This is a genomic window from Rhodococcus sp. AC861, from assembly GCF_979256035.1.
Window position 1 is genome coordinate 386,202 of the sequence record NZ_CEEDMW010000003.1, and the last position, 14,562, is coordinate 400,763.

The 14,562-nt window shown below is 69.1% G+C and carries 14 protein-coding genes; 10 read left to right on the forward strand and 4 right to left on the reverse strand.

What is annotated here, in order from left to right; genetic code table 11:
- Positions 1-87 precede the first annotated feature (87 nt).
- The 6 genes from AC0IX4_RS11350 to AC0IX4_RS11375 are packed head-to-tail and all read left to right on the forward strand — an operon-like array spanning position 88 to position 6,006.
- Complete coding sequence (locus AC0IX4_RS11350; protein ID WP_471829002.1) at positions 88-801, forward strand: class III extradiol ring-cleavage dioxygenase family protein; 714 nt, start codon at positions 88-90, stop codon at positions 799-801.
- Complete coding sequence (gene miaA, locus AC0IX4_RS11355) at positions 798-1,715, forward strand: tRNA (adenosine(37)-N6)-dimethylallyltransferase MiaA (RefSeq protein ID WP_156148729.1); 918 nt, start codon at positions 798-800, stop codon at positions 1,713-1,715. The genes AC0IX4_RS11350 and miaA overlap by 4 nt, the downstream gene beginning before the upstream one ends.
- Positions 1,712-2,542 (forward strand): TrmH family RNA methyltransferase, encoded by an 831-nt coding sequence (locus tag AC0IX4_RS11360; protein ID WP_471829003.1) that lies wholly within the window; start codon positions 1,712-1,714, stop codon positions 2,540-2,542. Before miaA ends, AC0IX4_RS11360 begins: the two co-directional genes overlap by 4 nt.
- Before the next feature lie 20 nt (positions 2,543-2,562).
- Entirely contained in the window at positions 2,563-3,435 is an 873-nt protein-coding gene (dapF, locus tag AC0IX4_RS11365) for a diaminopimelate epimerase (protein ID WP_471829004.1), read from the forward strand.
- 40 nt (positions 3,436-3,475) lie between these two features.
- The gene (gene hflX, locus AC0IX4_RS11370; RefSeq protein ID WP_471829005.1) at positions 3,476-4,957 is read left to right on the forward strand and encodes a GTPase HflX; all 1,482 of its coding nucleotides are present in this window, start codon (positions 3,476-3,478) and stop codon (positions 4,955-4,957) included.
- Positions 4,954-6,006, forward strand: a complete 1,053-nt coding sequence (locus AC0IX4_RS11375; protein WP_471829006.1) for a hypothetical protein — start codon at positions 4,954-4,956, stop codon at positions 6,004-6,006. The genes hflX and AC0IX4_RS11375 overlap by 4 nt, the downstream gene beginning before the upstream one ends.
- Positions 6,007-6,063: 57 nt before the next feature.
- Here the strand turns inward: AC0IX4_RS11375 and AC0IX4_RS11380 are convergent, their stop codons facing one another.
- The 4 genes from AC0IX4_RS11380 to AC0IX4_RS11395 all read right to left on the reverse strand — a co-directional run bounded on the left by AC0IX4_RS11380 (position 6,064) and on the right by AC0IX4_RS11395 (position 10,214).
- Positions 6,064-6,321 (reverse strand): HPr family phosphocarrier protein, encoded by a 258-nt coding sequence (locus tag AC0IX4_RS11380; protein WP_471829007.1) that lies wholly within the window; start codon positions 6,319-6,321, stop codon positions 6,064-6,066.
- Between the two features lie 73 nt (positions 6,322-6,394).
- Positions 6,395-8,431, reverse strand: a complete 2,037-nt coding sequence (locus AC0IX4_RS11385; protein WP_471829008.1) for a PTS fructose transporter subunit IIABC — start codon at positions 8,429-8,431, stop codon at positions 6,395-6,397.
- 35 nt (positions 8,432-8,466) lie between these two features.
- Positions 8,467-9,450 (reverse strand): 1-phosphofructokinase family hexose kinase, encoded by a 984-nt coding sequence (locus AC0IX4_RS11390; RefSeq protein ID WP_471829009.1) that lies wholly within the window; start codon positions 9,448-9,450, stop codon positions 8,467-8,469.
- Complete coding sequence (locus AC0IX4_RS11395) at positions 9,447-10,214, reverse strand: DeoR/GlpR family DNA-binding transcription regulator (RefSeq protein ID WP_042572724.1); 768 nt, start codon at positions 10,212-10,214, stop codon at positions 9,447-9,449. Before AC0IX4_RS11395 ends, AC0IX4_RS11390 begins: the two co-directional genes overlap by 4 nt.
- 181 nt (positions 10,215-10,395) lie before the next feature.
- Here AC0IX4_RS11395 and AC0IX4_RS11400 point away from each other — a divergent pair, with 181 nt between their 5' ends.
- The 4 genes from AC0IX4_RS11400 to AC0IX4_RS11415 are packed head-to-tail and all read left to right on the forward strand — an operon-like array spanning position 10,396 to position 14,519.
- Complete coding sequence (locus AC0IX4_RS11400) at positions 10,396-12,087, forward strand: phosphoenolpyruvate--protein phosphotransferase (RefSeq protein ID WP_471829010.1); 1,692 nt, start codon at positions 10,396-10,398, stop codon at positions 12,085-12,087.
- 57 nt (positions 12,088-12,144) lie between these two features.
- Positions 12,145-13,428 carry a uracil-xanthine permease family protein gene (locus AC0IX4_RS11405; RefSeq protein WP_471829011.1) on the forward strand — a complete coding sequence of 428 codons (1,284 nt, stop codon included), beginning with the start codon at positions 12,145-12,147 and terminating at the stop codon, positions 13,426-13,428.
- 23 nt (positions 13,429-13,451) lie between these two features.
- Positions 13,452-13,886 (forward strand): hypothetical protein, encoded by a 435-nt coding sequence (locus tag AC0IX4_RS11410; RefSeq protein ID WP_471829012.1) that lies wholly within the window; start codon positions 13,452-13,454, stop codon positions 13,884-13,886.
- Between the two features lie 9 nt (positions 13,887-13,895).
- Positions 13,896-14,519, forward strand: coding sequence for an IMPACT family protein (locus tag AC0IX4_RS11415; RefSeq protein ID WP_471829013.1), 624 nt, complete (start codon positions 13,896-13,898; stop codon positions 14,517-14,519).
- Positions 14,520-14,562 lie beyond the last annotated feature (43 nt).

Below are 14,562 nucleotides of genomic sequence, written 5' to 3' on the forward strand. Positions count from 1 at the left end.
CAACCCCCTCGACGCCGGGACGACCATCGAAACACTGTCGACGGCGACAAAACGGCCGCCCGAGACCGGTCGACTACCGTGGCGTTCGTGCTGTCCGCCGTTGCCGTCGTCCCCTCGACTCCACTGTTGTCCGAGGCCCTCGCGGGCGCTGCGAGCGCCGAACTCGCCGATCTCCGCGCGGCGGTGCAAGCTGCCGGCGACGAGCTCCGGCGCGCATCGCAGACGTGGATCGCCGTCGGATCGGCCGCGGAGTCGTCGGTGGTGGATGCGTCGTCCGTCGGAACGTACGTCGGTTTCGGTGTGGACGTAATGGTCTCGCTGTCGCCGGCGCAGGGCGAGCCGGATCGGTCGATGGAGCTCGCTGGCCTCACCGTGGGACTGGTGCGCGGTCGGTGCGCTCCGGATCTGTCCGTCCCGACGTACCTCGTCGCGGTCGATGCGGACGCAGAGGAGTGCGCTCGCGTTGCGGCGTCGGTCCGCGCGGCGATCGACGAGGCCCCGGGTCCGGTGGGCCTGCTGGTGATCGCCGACGGCTCGACGATGTTGACGGACAAGGCACCCGGTGCTTTCGACGACCGTGCCGAGGGCCTGCAACGCGTGATCGACGACGCTGTGGCGACAGCGGACACCGCGGCGCTGGGAGCTCTCGATGTCGAGCTGTGCCGCGAGCTGGGGGTGGCAGGACGAGCTGCGTTACAGGTCGCGTCTGCCGTCGTCGGGTCCACTTCCTTCACAGCCAGCACCCTCTACCGTGATGCGCCCTACGGCGTCGGCTATCACGTCGCGGTGTGGGCGGCGTGACGACGCCGGTCGCGGTGATCGGCCCGACGGCGACGGGCAAGTCGGCGCTGGCGCTCGATCTCGCCGAGCAGCTGGGCGGACAGATCGTCAATGTCGATGCGATGCAACAGTATCGGGGTATGGACATCGGTACGGCCAAGACTCCCGTCGCGGAGCGGCGAGGGATCCCGCACCACCTCCTCGACGTCCTGTCGGTCACCGAGACCGCGACGGTGGCGGGGTACCAGGACGCCGCCGTGAGCCGGATCGAGGATCTGCTCTCGCGCGGCATCGTGCCGGTGATCGTCGGCGGTTCGATGATGTACGTGCAGGCCCTGGTGGATCAGTGGCAGTTCCCGGCAACGGATGCAACGCTCCGAGCGTCCCTCGAGGAGCGGCTCGCCGCCGAGGGTGTGACCGCCCTGCACGACGCGCTCGCACTCGTCGATCCTGCTGCGGCGTCGTCCATTCTCCCGACGGACGGTCGGCGGATCGTGCGGGCGCTCGAGGTGGTCGAGCTGACCGGGCAGCCCTTCGCCGCGTCGGCACCCGTCATCGGTGCGCCGCCGCGGTGGGGCACGGTCCTGCTCGGGATCGACCGCGAGACCGAGGAATTGGACGCACGTATCGCTCGACGCACCGACGAGATGTTCGCCGAGGGATTCGTGGCGGAGGTGGAATCGCTGGTGGACTCCGGTCTCCGCGAGGGTGTGACGGCTCGCCGCGCGATCGGCTACTCCCAGATACTGGACCTCCTGGACGGCGCGATCGACATCGATCGGGCACGCGAACTGACGTTCGTCGGTACCCGACGTTATGTTCGGCGCCAACGGTCCTGGTTCCATCGGGACCCGCGCATCACGTGGTTGCGCGGAGGCGACGCCGATCTGCTCGGCGCGGCACTGGGGCACATCGGAAGGTCGGGGAATGCATGAGTGACTCGGTGGTCATGTCGCGCGGGGCACGGTTCCAGCAGTGGCAGTCCTACCTCGTGACGCGGAGCAAGCGGTCGAAGGCGGGGGTCTTCCTCGTGCAGGGAGTGCGCCCGATCACCGTGGCGGTCGAGCAGGACTGGCCGCTGGAATCGGTGCTGTACCGATCGGGCGGGTCCTTGTCGGCGTGGGCGACCTCGACCGTGGACACGTGCCGCGCCGCCGGTGCGGACGCGGTCGCCGTGGCTCCCGAACTCATGGCCGAGTTGGGGGAGCGGCCGGACCAGCCGCCCGAGGTGCTCCTCGTCGCGCAGTCCCGGCTCGAGGACCTCGCAAGGTGGACACCCGACTGTGACGCTCCCGTCGTCGTGGCGTTCGACAGACCGTCGTCACCCGGCAACCTCGGCACCCTCATCAGATCGTCCGACGCATTCTCCGCTGCCGGAGTACTGGTCAGCGGCCACGCGGCCGATCCGTTCGATCCCGCCTGCGTCCGCGCGACCACAGGATCACTGTTCGCGATGCCCGTCGCGTCGGTCGAGAGTCCGGACGAGGTGCTCGCCTTCGTCCGACGTCTCCGAGACAGGGGCACCCCGATGACCGTCGTCGGGACCGACGAGAGCGGTGAGGTCGCGATCGACGAGCACGACTTCACCGGAGGCACCGTTCTGGTGGTCGGGAACGAGACGCGGGGGATGAGTGCCGCATGGCGCGACGCGTGCGACGTCGTGGTGTCCATTCCCATCGGTGGGTCGGCGAGTTCGCTCGGCGCGCCGTCCGCCGGCGCGGTGGGCCTGTACGAGATCGCCCGGCAGCGCCTCCGGCGCTGACCTGATGGGAGACTGGACGCATGCAGTTCACCAAGGGACACGGGACGCAGAACGACTTCGTCGTGCTGCCGGACCCCGATGCGCTCCTCGATCTGACCGTTCGTCGTGTCGCGACACTGTGTGACCGTCGTGCGGGAATCGGAGCGGACGGTGTTCTCCGGGTCGCACGCAGCGGCGCGCTGGTGGCGCGCGGAATCCTCGATGCGCTGCCCGACGGTGTCTCGTCCGACGACTGGTTCATGGACTACCGCAACGGCGACGGATCGATCGCGGAGATGTGCGGCAACGGTGTACGGGTCTTCTCGCACTACGTGCGCGCATCGGGTCTGGTCACCTCCGACCGGTTCGTGGTGGGGTCGCGGGCCGGCGGGAAGCCGGTGGACGTGCATTCCCACGACGCCACCGACGCCGAGGTGACGGTCGAGATGGGCGCCGTGCGGGTGTTCGAGTCCTCGGACGCCGTCGTCGGCGAGCGGACGTTCACCGGCCTCGGAGTCGACGTCGGGAACCCCCATCTGGTGTGCGTGTCCGCCGACCTGGAGGGCGATGCGCTTGGATCGCTGGATCTGACCCGTCAGCCCGGCTTCGACGATGCCGTCTACCCGCACGGTGTGAACATCGAGTTCGTCACCGTCCCGAAGGACGGCCACGTGAGCATGCGAGTCCACGAGCGAGGCGTCGGAGAGACCCGGTCGTGCGGGACCGGAATAGTCGCCGCAGCAGTGGCGGCCCTGCGCCACGACGGGTCGGGCGACGGAGAGCTGACCGTGCACGTTCCCGGGGGAACGGTGTCGGTGCGCGTCTCGGACGGAGCGGCGTGGATGCGCGGTCCCTCGGTTCTGGTGGCCTCGGGCGAGATTTCCGACTCGTGGTGGGTAGGCCTCGAAGAATGACAGTGCGCAACGGGGGTTTTTCGTGGATCATGGATCTCGTATGACGACAACGAATGCATCGGCCCCGAAGTCCGACACGACAGCGGCCGACACGACAGCGGCCGACACGACAGCACCCCATTCCGAGCACGACGCCGAGTGGTCCACCGGCGACATGCAGCTCGACGACCGCAGCGCGCTCAGACGCGTAGCAGGTCTCTCCACCGAACTCACCGACGTCACCGAGGTCGAATACCGCCAGCTGCGCCTCGAGCGCGTCGTGCTGGTCGGTGTGTGGACCAGCGGTTCCGCCGAAGAGGCGGAGTCGAGCATGACCGAACTCGCAGCACTTGCCGAGACCGCAGGGTCCGAGGTGCTCGAGGGACTCGTCCAGCGACGCGACCGCCCCGATGCGTCCACCTACATCGGTTCGGGCAAAGCGAAGGAACTGCGCGAGGTAGTCATCGCTACCGGCGCCGACACCGTCGTGTGCGACGGTGAACTGACTCCTGCACAGCTGACGGCGCTGGAGAAGATCGTCAAGGTCAAGGTCATCGACCGGACTGCGCTGATCCTCGACATCTTCGCTCAGCACGCGTCGTCCCGTGAGGGCAAGGCGCAGGTCGCCCTCGCCCAGATGGAATACATGCTTCCCCGACTTCGAGGCTGGGGTGAGTCGATGTCCCGCCAGGCGGGTGGTCGCGCCGGCAGCAACGGCGGCGTGGGTCTGCGCGGTCCCGGTGAAACGAAGATCGAGACCGACCGACGACGCATTCGTGAGCGCATGGCCAAACTGCGTCGGGAGATCCGCGGCATGAAGCAGGCGCGCGACACCAAGCGTGAGCGTCGGCTGACCAGCAACGTGCCGTCCATTGCCATCGTGGGGTACACGAACGCGGGCAAGTCCTCGCTGCTGAACTCGCTCACAGGATCCGGGGTGCTGGTGCAGAACGCGCTCTTCGCCACGCTCGATCCGACCACTCGCAAGGCCACCCTGGAGGACGGACGCGAGTGCGTCCTCACCGACACCGTCGGATTCGTGCGGCATCTGCCGACGCAACTGGTCGAAGCGTTCCGGTCGACCTTGGAAGAGGTCACCGACGCCGACCTGCTGCTCCACGTCGTCGACGGTTCCGATCCTCTGCCGGTGGGTCAGATCGAAGCGGTACGGGAGGTCATCGTCTCCGTCGTGCGCGAGCAGAACACGGTTGCTCCGGAGGAGCTGATCGTGGTCAACAAGATCGACGCTGCCGATCCGGTGACGCTCACGCAGCTCCGCGGGCTGCTTCCCGGCGCGGTGTTCGTGTCGGCGAAGACCGGTGAGGGCATCGAGGAGCTGCGCACACGTCTCGGTGAGCTGGTGCGTCCGCCCGAGGTCTCGGTCAGCGTGCTGGTCCCGTACGACCGGGGTGACCTGGTGTCGCGGATCCACGCGGACGGCCGCATCGCGAGCACGACCCACGAGGACGGAGGCACACGCATCGATGCGACCGTGCCGACGGCTCTGGCGTCGCAGCTCACGAGCTTCGCGTACAGCGCTTGACGCCCCGCGTCGTCCCCGTCCTGTGCGCGGCGGCAGTGACGCTGCTCGTGGCGTCCCCGGCCGCGGCGCAGACGGATGACGGCGGCGCGGAGCAGTACTGTCTCCCCACCGATCCGGGTCTGTCGGAGCTGTCCGGTCTGACCGTTCTCGACGGGTCGCTGTACGGCATCGGCGACAGCGGCGTGGACGATCGCGTCGCCCGGATGGATGCCGAGTGCGCTGTGGCCCAGTGGCTTCCGAACCCCGTCGATCCCTACGACGTGGAGGATCTCTCCTCCTACGACGGGTCGCTGTGGCTGGCCGACATCGGCGACAACGACCGACGTCGTGACGCTGTGGCGTTGACACGCATGGATCCGGCGCAAGGCGGTGCGGGTGAACTCCACCGCCTGACCTATCCGGACGGGGCGCACGACGCCGAAGCGTTGCTCATCGGTAGCGACGGCCGACCCGTCGTCGTCACCAAGGACGGTCTCGGTACCGGCGGTGTCTACACCACGGACACGCGGGTGTCGGATCTCGCAAGTCCCGGCCCCACCCCCTTGCGACGCGTCGCGGATTTCGCCCCGGCCGCCACCACCAGCCCCGGCGGCCCGCCGCTTCTCGACGGCAGTCGACTGGTGACAGGTGGCGCCGTGAGTTCCGACGGGACGGTCGCCGCGGTGCGTACCTACACCGATCTGTACCTGTGGCCGGTGTCCGACGGAGATGTCGCACAAGCTTTGTCGACAGCACCGTCGTCCGTGACCGCGCTCCCGCCGCAGCCGCAGGGTGAGGCCCTCGCATTCACCGAGGACGGCGACCTGCTGCTCGGCTCGGAGCAGGGTGTCGACTCGGCAGCGGCGCTGCCCGCGGTGCTCGTCGTCAGGGACGCGGTATCCCTGGCCGGATCCGCCATGTCTGCCTTCGGCGCGGAGCAGATGTCGACGGACGCTCCCGCCGAACCCACCGGGTCCATCCTGATCCCGTTGATCGCCGCTGCCGCGTCGGTAGGTGTCGTCGTGCTGGTCACGGCCCTGCTGGTACGTCGCCTCTTCCGGTCCCGCTGACAGCAGTCGAGCCCCACTCCGGGTTCGGAGTGGGGCTCGGCTGCTGTGCCGGTGAGGTCAGGCGTCGAGATCCGAGGCGACGAGGCCCGCGATCTTGTCCAACGTCGCCTGGTCGTCACTGGTGATCTTCACCTCGGTGCCCTTGGTGGCTCCGAGCGTCATGATCATCAGCGCCGATCCTCCGTCGACGGCCTCTTCGCCGTCGACCTCGAGGGTGACGTCGACACCGGAATCGGCGACTGCTTCGGCGATGACGGCGGCGGGGCGAGCGTGCAGGCCGATGGCGGATCCGACTGCGACCGTGGTGCTGGGCATCGTGGTGATCTCCTTCTTCGTCTGGTGAGTGCTGCTGTCGATAGTGCCAGCTGCGAGGGTGCTGACGTGGGTGTCAGGCTGCGACGGCGACCGGCTCGTCGATGATCTCGGCGGGCTTCTTGCCGGCGAACTGCTTGGCGGCAGTGATCAGGGCCGCGGAAACCGCGGTGCCGATCGCCAGTGCCAGCAGGAACAGGAAGAAGTTGTTCATGGCGAAGAACACGAGCAGTCCGCCGTGGGGCGCGCTGAGCGTGGTGCCGAAGGACATGATCAGCGCACCGGTCACGGCTCCGCCGGCCATCATCGAGGGGATGACGCGCAGCGGGTCGGTCGCGGCGAACGGGATCGCACCTTCGGAGATGAACGCAGCTCCGAGAAGCCATGCAGCCTTGCCGTTCTCACGCTCGGCCTCGCTGTAGAGCTTCGGACGCAGGGTGGACGACAGAGCCATGGCGAGTGGGGGAACCATGCCGGCAGCCATGACGGCGGCCATGATGCGCAGCGATGCCTCGTTGTCGACGCTGAGGCCGGCGGTGGCGAAGGCGTAGGCGGCCTTGTTCACGGGTCCACCGAGGTCGAAGCACATCATGAGACCCAGGATGATGCCCAGGATGATGACCGACGAGCCCGAGAGACCGTTGAGGAAGTTGGTCAGGCCGGTGGTGATGGCGGCGAGCGGGCGACCCAGTACGAGGAACATCAGACCGCCGACGACGAGGGTCGCTCCCAGCGGGATGATGACGACGGGCATCAGGCCACGCAGCCACGGCGGCACCGCGATCCGGCTGATCCAGAGTGCGACGAAGCCGGCGATGAGACCACCGACGAGGCCACCGATGAAGCCGGCGCCGACGAACAGGGCCACCGCACCGGCAGTGAAGCCGGGGGCGATACCGGGACGGTCCGCGATGGCGAAGGCGATGTAGCCGGACAGGGCCGGGACCAGGAAGCCGAAGGCCAGGCCGCCGAGCTGGAACAGCACCGCACCGATGAAGATGCGGAGTCCACCGTCGGGCAGGTTGGTGAGGCTGTTGTTGGTCATGATGTCCTCGGCGACACCCTTGATCTCGTATCCACCGAGAAGGAAGCCGAGGGCGATGAGGAGTCCGCCGGCAGCGACGAACGGAATCATGTAGCTGACACCGGTCAGCAGGATCTGGCGCAACCGGGTGCCCCAGCCGAGACCACCGGCAGCGGCGGCAGCCGACGCTCCCGGTGCGGTGCCCGAGACACGAGCGGCATTCGGGTCACCGCCGGCGCGCAGAGCCTCGGCGACCATCTTGTCGGGCTCGTTGATCGCGCGCTTGACGCCGGATTCGATGACGGGCTTGCCCGCGAAACGCTCGCGACCCTTCACGCCCACGTCGGTGGCGAAGATGACGGCCTCGGCGGAGGCGATGAGTGCCGGGTCAAGAGCAGTGGAGCCGCTCGAGCCCTGCGTCTCGACGTGCACGGTGACGCCCGCACGGTCGCCGGCGTCCTTGAGGGAGTCGGCAGCCATGTAGGTGTGAGCGATGCCGGTGGGGCATGCGGTGATCGCGACGATGTGCTTGGCAGCGTCCGCCGTGGCGGTCGGAGCGGGAGGCGCGGTCTTCGTGGTGGTGACGGGGGCAGCGGCCTTCGGGACTTTCGGGGCCAGGACGCCCTCGACCAGTGCGACGACGTCGGCGGGGGTGGCGGCTTCGCGCAACGACGTCACGAACGCCGGCTTGACCAGGGCGCGTGCCAACGAGGACAGCAGCTTCATGTGTTCCGCGCCCGCGCCGTCCGGTGCGGCGATGAGGAAGACGAGGTCTGCGTCGCCGTCGGGTGCGCCGAACTCGACCTTCGGGTTCAGGCGAGCGAATCCCAGCGATGCCGTAGTGACGGCCGCGGACCGGCAGTGCGGGATCGCGATGCCGCCGGGCAGGCCGGTGGCCGACTGCGCCTCACGAGCCATCGCGGCGTCGCGCAGGGCGTCGGCATCCGATGCACGGCCCGCATCGGTGAGGACGCGAGCGAGGCGGGCGATGACATCGTCCTTCGTCGAGCCGAGATCGGCGTCGAGCAGGATGAGGTCCTCGGCGATGATGCCGGGCTTGGCATCGTGAGCCGTGGTGGGACTGGACATGTCGTTTCCTCTGTAGGTGAAGTGGAGCGGCGGGATCAGGACTGGGGTACGGCGGGTGACGAGTCGAGGGTGTGGACGGGAACGGCGGTGATGTCGACGTCGGACGGCGTCGGCAACCGGGTTCCGGGTAGGGCCGCGGCTGCGGATCCGTAGGCGACGGCCCGGGCGAGTCGACCGGCACCGTCCTCGCCGTCGAGATCGGCCAGGATGTATCCGGCCAACGACGAGTCGCCCGCGCCGACGGTGCTTCGCGGGGTGATCGGGGGAGGGGTGGCGAACCACGACCCTGTCGCGGTGACCAGGACGGCCCCGGACCCACCGAGTGTCGCCAGGACGGCAGCCACTCCGCGGTCGACGAGGACGCGCGCGGCCTCGACGGTGGGGTACGGGTCACCCTGTGCGGCACTGGCTTCGAGCATGTCGCCGTCGTGGCCGGTGAGGTGCGCAAGTTCTTCCGCGTTCGGCTTGATCAGATCGGGTGCCGTCGCCGGGAAGCCGGCGGCGAGCGCGGTGAGGGGATCGTCGGAGGTGTCCACGGCAACCTTCGCCGACACCTCGCGAAGCGCGGTGACCAGGCGGCCGTACCAGGTGGCGTCGACTCCCGGCGGAATCGAGCCCGACAGGACCACCCAGTCCGCACGCTGCGCCAGATCGAGTACCGACGCCATGAGCGCGTCGACGGTTTCGGGAGCGAGGCCGGCGCCCGGCTCGTTGATCTTGGTCGTCGTGCCGTCGGGCTCGCTGATGGTCAGGTTGGTGCGTGCGATACCCGAGGTGGGCACCGCGTGGTAACGCACGCCCAGGATGCCGAGAGCTCCGAGCAGCGGATCGGTCCCGCTGCACGGCAGCACGGCCGTGGCCGTGCGACCGGCGGACGTGACGACTCGCGCGACGTTGACGCCCTTACCGCCGGGTTCCGTCGTGGTCGTCGCGCTGCGGTGCACGGAGCCGCGCACGAGCGGAGCGTCGAGAGTGACCGTGCGGTCCATGCTGGGGTTGGCCGTCAGGGTGAGGATCATGCGACCACCACCTCCAATCCGTGTTGCTGCAGACGGGTGCAGTCGGTGTCGGTGATGCCGTCGTCGGTGACGAGGACGTCCACACAGTCCAGTGCGGCGAAGGACATGAAGAACTGGAGGCCGATCTTGGCCGAGTCGGTGACGACGACGACGCGATCCGCGGACCCGACCATCGCGCGCTTGACGGCGGCCTCGTCGGTGTCGGGGGTGGAGAGGCCGTGCGCGACGCTGATCGCGTTGGTGCCCATGAAGGCGACGTCGACGCGAACGGTTCCGAGGACGCGGAGTGTGTCCTCGCCGACGGTGGCCTGGGTGACGCCGCGGACCCGACCACCGAGCAGGTGCAGGTCCAGCGAGGGCACCGCGGCGAGTCGGGTCGCGATGGGCAGCGAATTGGTGACGACGGTCAGGTCCGAGTCGACGGGGATCAGCGCGGCCAGGCGGCCCGTCGTGGTGCCCGCGTCGAGGGCGATGGACCCACCCGCGGGCGGAAGGAACGCGACGGCTGCAGCAGCGATGCGGTCCTTCTCCCTGGTGCGGGTGTGCTCGCGCTCGGCCATACCGGGCTCGACGGCGGTGACCGACGTGGCGGGAACTGCGCCCCCGTGGACGCGGCGTACGACACCCATGCGGTCGAGCGAGGCCAGGTCGCGACGCACCGTCTCGGTGGTCACCCCGAAGGTGTCGGCCAGGTCGGCGACGGAGACGCGGCCGCGTTGACCGATGAGGCCGGCGATGGCGTTCTGGCGTTCCTCTGCGTACATCGTGTTCACCGCCCCTCCGTCCGATCCGTTGTTTCACTGTTGGTTTATGTTGTTTTACGCCCGTCTCTGTTGACATGTCAAGAGGTTCGAGTAATCTGAATCACAGAAGTTGTCGCGGGAGACGCGACACACAGCGGTCGGCGAGACGCCCCCGCACCCACTCGGTAGCAGGAGGAACCAGATGACGGGATCGGTCACCGTGAACGACGCACAGCCGACGGCGCACGTGCAGGGAACGCCGGTCGTGCCCGGGGTCGGATACGGGCCCGTCGTCCGCCCGGCACCGCGACCCTCGCGGCCCGACACGGCCACCGAGATCGCCGAGGACGCACGCGACGCGGAGAAGGAGCGCTTCCGCGCCGCGGCAGCCGAGGTCGGCCGACGCCTGCAGGCTCGCGCTGCGCTGGCGACAGGATCGGCCTCCGAGGTACTCGCCGCCAACGCGGCGATGGCCGAGGACCGCGGGTGGATCGGCGCCGGCGTCAAAGCCATCGGCAAGGGCTCGGACGCCGCCTTCGCCGCCGTTACCGCGACGGATCAGTTCGTCGCCATGTTCGCCAAGCTCGGTGGGCGGATGGCCGAGCGCATCACCGACCTCATGGACATCTGCGACCGCGTGATCGCCGAACTGTCCGACCTACCCGAGCCTGGCATCCCCACCCCGTCCCAGCCGTCCGTGCTCCTGGCGGACGATTTGGCGCCCGCCGACACCGCAGGCCTCGACGCATCTCTCGTCGTCGGACTGGCGACCTCGCTCGGCGGCCCCACCAGCCACACCGCGATCATCGCCCGCCAGCTCGGTATTCCGTGCATCGTCGCGGCGACCGGCCTCGACGACGTCGCCGTCGGAACGCTCGTCATGGTCGACGGCACCACCGGGCGCATCGACATCGAGCCCGATCCGTCGACAGCGCGTGCCGCCGTACAGGATTCGTCCGTGCACCTCGCCGAGGTCGCCGGCTGGAGCGGTCCCGGACAGACCTCCGACGGCCACCGCGTCGACATCCTCGCGAACGTGCAGGACGGCGCTGGAGCACGAGCGGCTCGGTCCACCGCCGCCGACGGTGTGGGCCTGTTCCGCACCGAGCTCAGCTTCCTCGACCGCGACGTCGAGCCCACCGTCGACGAGCAGGCCTCCATCTACGCCGAGGTACTCGACGCCTTCGACGGATCGAAAGTGGTCGTCCGCACGCTCGACGCCGGTTCCGACAAGCCACTGCGCTTCGCGAACCACGCCGACGAGGCCAACCCGGCGCTCGGCGTCCGCGGCATCCGGATCGCCGAGGGCAACCGAGGCATCCTGCATCGCCAACTCGACGCCATCGCGGCCGCAGCTGAGAGCACGCAGTCCTCCCCGTGGGTCATGGCCCCTATGATCGCCACGTCCGCCGAGGCGCAGGCCTTCGCCGCCGACGTGCGCGAGCGCGGACTCACTCCCGGCGTCATGATCGAGGTCCCCGCCGCAGCTCTGCTCGCGGACCGCATCCTCGACCACGTCGACTTCCTGTCCATCGGCACCAACGACCTCGCGCAGTACACGATGGCAGCCGACCGGATGTCCGCCGATCTCGCGGCGCTGACCGACCCGTGGCAGCCCGCTGTTCTCACGCTGGTCGCGCACGCAGCGAAAGCCGGTGCAGCAGTGAACAAGCCCGTCGGGGTCTGCGGTGAGGCCGCAGCCGACCCGCTTCTCGCCTGCGTCCTCGTCGGCTTCGGGGTCACATCGCTCTCGGCAGCGTCGGCCGCCGTCGCCGGTGTCGGTGCGAAGCTCGGCACGGTCACCCTCGACCAGTGCCGCGCCGCGGCCGAGGCCGTTCTGTCCACCTCGAGCCCTGCCGAAGCACGTCAGGTCGCGTCCAGCCTGCTCGGGTGACGAGGCCCGACCCCCTTCGACCGGCCTCCGGCCTTCCCGCGTGACATCATTTCCGCCGTGACGACAACTCGATCCAGGCAGTTCTTCCCTCGCTGGTCCGTCCATGGCGACGGTCGCACCGTGGCACCCGACGCCGTGGTCGCCCCGGACGAGCGGTTGTCCTGGCCACGCACGGTGGGGATCGGGATGCAGCACGTCGTCGCGATGTTCGGCGCTACTCTGCTGGTTCCGACGATCACCGGGTTTCCGGTCACGACGACGCTGTTCTTCTCCGGACTCGGCACTGCCCTGTTCCTCCTCATCACGCGCGGCCGGCTGCCCAGCTACCTCGGGTCGTCCTTCGCTTTCATCGCACCGCTCGCCGCCACGGCGGGCGACGGTGCTGCCGTGCAACTCGGCGCCGTGCTCGTGGTCGGCGTCGCGCTGGCCGCCGTGGGCGTCGTCGTCAAGATCGCGGGCAGCGCAGCACTCGACGCCGTGATGCCTCCGTTGGTCACCGGCGCCATCGTCGCGCTGATCGGCTTCAACCTCGCGTCCACCGCCACGACGTCGTACGAAGCTCAGCCGCTGGTGGCCACCGTGACGCTGGTCGTCGTCTTGTTGGTGACCGTCGCGGTTCCGGGGCTCATCGGGCGCCTGGGCATCCTGGTCGGCGTCGTGGTGGGGTGGGTGTTCGGTGCGGTCACCGGCGCCGTGGACCCCCTGCGGGTGGATGCCCTGCGCGAGGCGTCGTGGTTCGGTGCTCCCGAGTTCACCGGCCCGACCTTCCAGCTCTCGGCCATTCTGGTCGCGTTGCCCGTCGTCGTGGTGCTGGTCGCCGAGAACGTCGGACACGTCAAGGCCGTCGCCGCGATGACCGGCAAGCCGCTCGACGACGTCGCCGGCGACGCCCTGATCGCGGACGGTGTCGCCACAGCGCTCGCCGGAGCAGGTGGCGGGTCCGGCACCACGACCTACGCGGAGAACATCGGCGTCATGGCCGCGACGCGCGTGTACTCGACCGCCGCGTACTGGGTTGCCGCGATCACCGCGCTGGTCCTGGCGTTCTCGCCGAAGTTCGGCGCCCTCATCTTCACCGTCCCCAGCGGCGTCATCGGGGGTGCGACGTTGGTGCTGTACGGCTTGATCGGCCTTCTCGGCGTGCGCATCTGGCAAGAGGCGGGCATCGACTTCACCAAGCCCGTCAACCTCATGGTCGCGGCTGCAGCACTGGTTGCCGGTGTCGGTGATCTGACGTTGACCATCGGGTCCGTCGAACTCGGCGGAATCGTGTGGGGCTCGCTCGGCATCCTCGTCGCCTACCCGCTGCTGCGCGTGCTGTCGGAGCGCCGACGAGACTGATCGGTCCGTGAGACGCTGAGGTGGTGAGTCACCCGCCGCTGGAGCCCATGCGCCCCGTCAGCGTGGCGCCCGACCAGTGGCCGTCGACGCCGGCGTGGAAGACACTGCTCGCCCTCGCGGTGTCTGCCTCGGCAGCCGCCTCAACGCTCGCGCTCCCCAACACTGCTGCTCGTGCGACGGTTGCGGCTGTTGCCCTGATCGTTGCCGTGGTTCTCGGCGTTGCGTCGACGAGGCGGACGGTGCGGGAGAGCGGTGACCAGCGCATCTCCTGGTTGCGCGGGCCTGCAGTGCGTCGCCGTGACGTCGATCTGCTGCAAGGCTGCAGTGGATCTGCTCTGTTCGTCGGAGCCCTGGCGCTGAATGCCGTTCCGGGTTGGTACTGGTGGGTGACCGCGGCGCTCGTCGTCTGGATTCTGCCGCCTCTCGTCCTGCAGGCCGGCCACAACCGTCGGATCTAGGCTGCCTTCGTGCCGCACACCCTCGTCTCGTCCCGACCCGTCGACGCCGAGACGGTGATCGAGCGGAGCCGGTTCCTTGCCCGTGTGGTCGCCGTCCGTACGGAGTCCGCGGCGCTCGAGGTGGTCGCCGCGGTGACCGCAGAGTTCCCCGACGCCGGCCACCACTGCTGGGCCTTCGTCGTCGGCGCAGATCAGGAACACCGCCGTCAGCGCGCATCGGACGACGGTGAACCCGGTGGCACGGCGGGCGTTCCCATGCTCGGCGTGCTGACCGGCCGCGATCTCGTCGATGTGGTGGCTGTCGTCAGCCGCTGGTTCGGGGGCGTCAAGCTGGGGGCCGGTGGCTTGGTGCGCGCGTACTCGGGTGCGGTGAGTGCGGCGCTCGACCGTGCGGAGGTGGGCGAGCTCGCGCGTGTCGACGTTCTCGAGATGGCCTTGTCCCATGCGGATGCCGGTCGGGTGGAGGGCGTTCTGCGCGTGCACGCATTCGTCATCGACGACGTCGCCTACGGGTCCGACGTGCGCCTGCGGGTGATCGGGGACGGTGACCGGCTCGACGGTGTCCTCGCGTCGGCGACCAGCGGAAGTGTCGTCGCCGAGCGCGTCGGGCACCGGTGGGTGCTCGAGTTCTGAGGCCGCAGGGTGCGCTGAGCCGCGGATACCGCGGCTCACCGCA

What these genes read in the sequence shown, in the direction of transcription:
- AC0IX4_RS11360 (WP_471829003.1), top strand. Translation starts at nt 1,712, where the DNA reads ATGAGTGACTCGGTGGTCATGTCGCGCGGGGCACGGTTCCAGCAGTGG.
- dapF (WP_471829004.1), top strand. Translation starts at nt 2,563, where the DNA reads ATGCAGTTCACCAAGGGACACGGGACGCAGAACGACTTCGTCGTGCTG.
- hflX (WP_471829005.1), top strand. Translation starts at nt 3,476, where the DNA reads ATGACGACAACGAATGCATCGGCCCCGAAGTCCGACACGACAGCGGCC.
- AC0IX4_RS11380 (WP_471829007.1), bottom strand. Translation starts at nt 6,321, where the DNA reads ATGCCCAGCACCACGGTCGCAGTCGGATCCGCCATCGGCCTGCACGCT.
- AC0IX4_RS11385 (WP_471829008.1), bottom strand. Translation starts at nt 8,431, where the DNA reads ATGTCCAGTCCCACCACGGCTCACGATGCCAAGCCCGGCATCATCGCC.
- AC0IX4_RS11390 (WP_471829009.1), bottom strand. Translation starts at nt 9,450, where the DNA reads ATGATCCTCACCCTGACGGCCAACCCCAGCATGGACCGCACGGTCACT.
- AC0IX4_RS11395 (WP_042572724.1), bottom strand. Translation starts at nt 10,214, where the DNA reads ATGTACGCAGAGGAACGCCAGAACGCCATCGCCGGCCTCATCGGTCAA.
- AC0IX4_RS11400 (WP_471829010.1), top strand. Translation starts at nt 10,396, where the DNA reads ATGACGGGATCGGTCACCGTGAACGACGCACAGCCGACGGCGCACGTG.